The sequence below is a fragment of the Commensalibacter intestini A911 genome (assembly GCF_000231445.1).
In the GTDB taxonomy this organism is placed as follows: Bacteria; Pseudomonadota; Alphaproteobacteria; order Acetobacterales; family Acetobacteraceae; genus Commensalibacter; species Commensalibacter intestini.
Genome location: NZ_AGFR01000025.1, coordinates 1 through 2,166 on the forward strand (window position 1 = coordinate 1; position 2,166 = coordinate 2,166).

The following is a 2,166-nucleotide window of genomic DNA, read 5'->3' on the forward strand; positions in this document are numbered from 1 at the left end:
TTGCATTTTTGTAATCTATTTTTCATTCAAATAAGAAAGCTAGATTAGTTTCATTTGATAAAAACGCAATCTCATTAAAACTTCAAAATTGTTTTTCAATTAAAATATTTCAAGTAAACTCGAAATATGTAGCTTTAAGCTTAATAGGTTAAATTTACTCATTATCTTCCTGAGCAATTACTAAAGATCAAATAAAGTCAGATTTGACTTTAGAAGAAAAGGGCTTTCTTAGGGGTTAAGGGGATATCCCCTTACAAGTTACAAAGAAACAGAGTGCCCTTTGTATATCCTTGCCCTCTTATAATTTACCCTAAGCTAAAAAATGTCTTTAACGTGAAATCTTTGTAACTACATAATAGGATTTTTTGTCGTGCAACCTGTGGACATACTGAAAAACTGCGATTTTCTTCTTTAATGTTTTTTATTTCAAAGGCAAAGTTAGAGCTTAGACTTCTTTATTTTTAATATTTTTTTTAATTTATTTTTTTAAGAAGCCATAAATTGCTTTAAAGCAAGCTCTGGATTTTCTTTAAAGAGTCGTTGAAATGGAGATAATCCATTTTTTGGTTCAATTATCTTTTTCCACATCTTTTTTCGTTCTTCATTAATATAATAATAAGGACTTCTTTGCGTGGCGTGCAACCTGTGGACATACTGGAAAACTGCGGATTTTTCTTTTATCGCTTTTACAGCGTCTCGAATTTTGGAAATATATTTATTATCAATCGTAAAGCGATAGCGATTAGAAGATTGTCTGCGACCAATTCGCTCATTTGTCCAATCAAGCCACCCACGAAGACGAGCCTCTTTTAAAACCTTTGCTACAGTGCGAGGAGAAACACCAGCATCAATCGCAAGCGTGGTATGAGACGGAAAGCACCCTTTTTTGCCAAAAAATGACACTAAAGAAGTTAAAACAGCCTTTTGATAAGGGGTAATTTCTTTTAATTGTGAAAGATTTTGAAAAAGTTGTTTGAGACTAAATGTATTCATTGTTATATAATACCATCACAACGATGATCGTGTGATTTTGTGAGCGCACGATTTATCGGGACGGGGTGAGCTCTAACTCACTTCGTCCATTGTGCAATGGTTGAAAAAATATTGACCATAAATCGAGATTTACGATCAATCCATCTATTATTTTAACATTGTTTCAAAAAAAAACTATCCTTTGTTTTATTGATTTTCTTTTTGTTCAGCAAAAGCTTTTGCTTTCGCTTTTTCATACATTTTTTTAAATACTTCATTAAAAGGATCATCTGTTAATCCTTTAACATCTAAAGAAAAAACGGCATAAGCCTGGCTTAAATCTGGATATTCAATTTCTACACCAGATTCTCCAAGCATACGGCTTACTGATAAATTCCCATCGATTGCTTTCTTCAACTGATTGCTATGAATTTTATCAAATAGTGGTTTTAAACTTTGGTATGCTTCTTCAACATATTTATTCTCTGAACGATATTTATTTAATAAACGCTCTAGCTCCTCAGTGCTTCTATGCAAAGCTTCAAAGTTTAAATGATAATCATAGGGTGCAGTCATTTTTTATTATTCCTTATTTAGGTGAATTACTAATAGTGCCCATTAATTCTTGTTTAAATGAATTATGATTTAATAATAAATCTTGAAGAGCTCCACCTGGCTTTTGAATAACCTGTTCTATTCCATTTTGTAGTACAGTTTCTTGTGTTGGTGCAATAGTATTTGTAAAAACTGTCGCAGGCTTATCTGTGGTTAATTTCCATAAACTAAATTCATTTCTTACATTACTTTCTGGCAATCCAAGCACTTTATCTAAAGTTGTGCCTTGTTGTTTTGCCATTTGTAAGGCTTGTTCGTAATGCTCTGGGGTAATAAGATAAGGTGTAATTGGAAGCACAGAAGAATATTCTGAAGGTTGCAGTTTATAAATAACCCCATCTTTTAAAATATTTTCAGTAGGTAAGTTACTTCCAGATTGTAATGTTTCAATAACTTTATTTCTTGCCTGTTCTAATGATAAATTGGGTTGACCTTTCATAATTTCATCAAGCATTTTCTCCCCTGTAGGATTTGTTCTTAAGAAATTATTTGCTTCATCCAAACTCATACCTTGAGGTGAAAAACTTTTTTTTACGATTTCTCGTGGAGTAATTTCTACTTTTTGATTGAAGTCATGTT

Annotated in this window: 3 protein-coding genes; all 3 read right to left on the bottom strand. The window is 31.9% G+C overall.

The features are described from left to right. Nucleotides 1-486 precede the first annotated feature (486 nt). Complete coding sequence (locus CIN_RS11210) at nt 487-993, bottom strand: helix-turn-helix domain-containing protein (protein ID WP_008855197.1); 507 nt, start codon at nt 991-993, stop codon at nt 487-489. Nucleotides 994-1,179: 186 nt separating this feature from the next. Then, complete coding sequence (locus tag CIN_RS11215; RefSeq protein WP_008855198.1) at nt 1,180-1,548, bottom strand: hypothetical protein; 369 nt, start codon at nt 1,546-1,548, stop codon at nt 1,180-1,182. Between the two features lie 13 nt (nt 1,549-1,561). After that, the coding region (locus tag CIN_RS11985) for a hypothetical protein (protein ID WP_040364501.1) at nt 1,562-2,166 on the bottom strand (605 nt) is incomplete at its 5' end.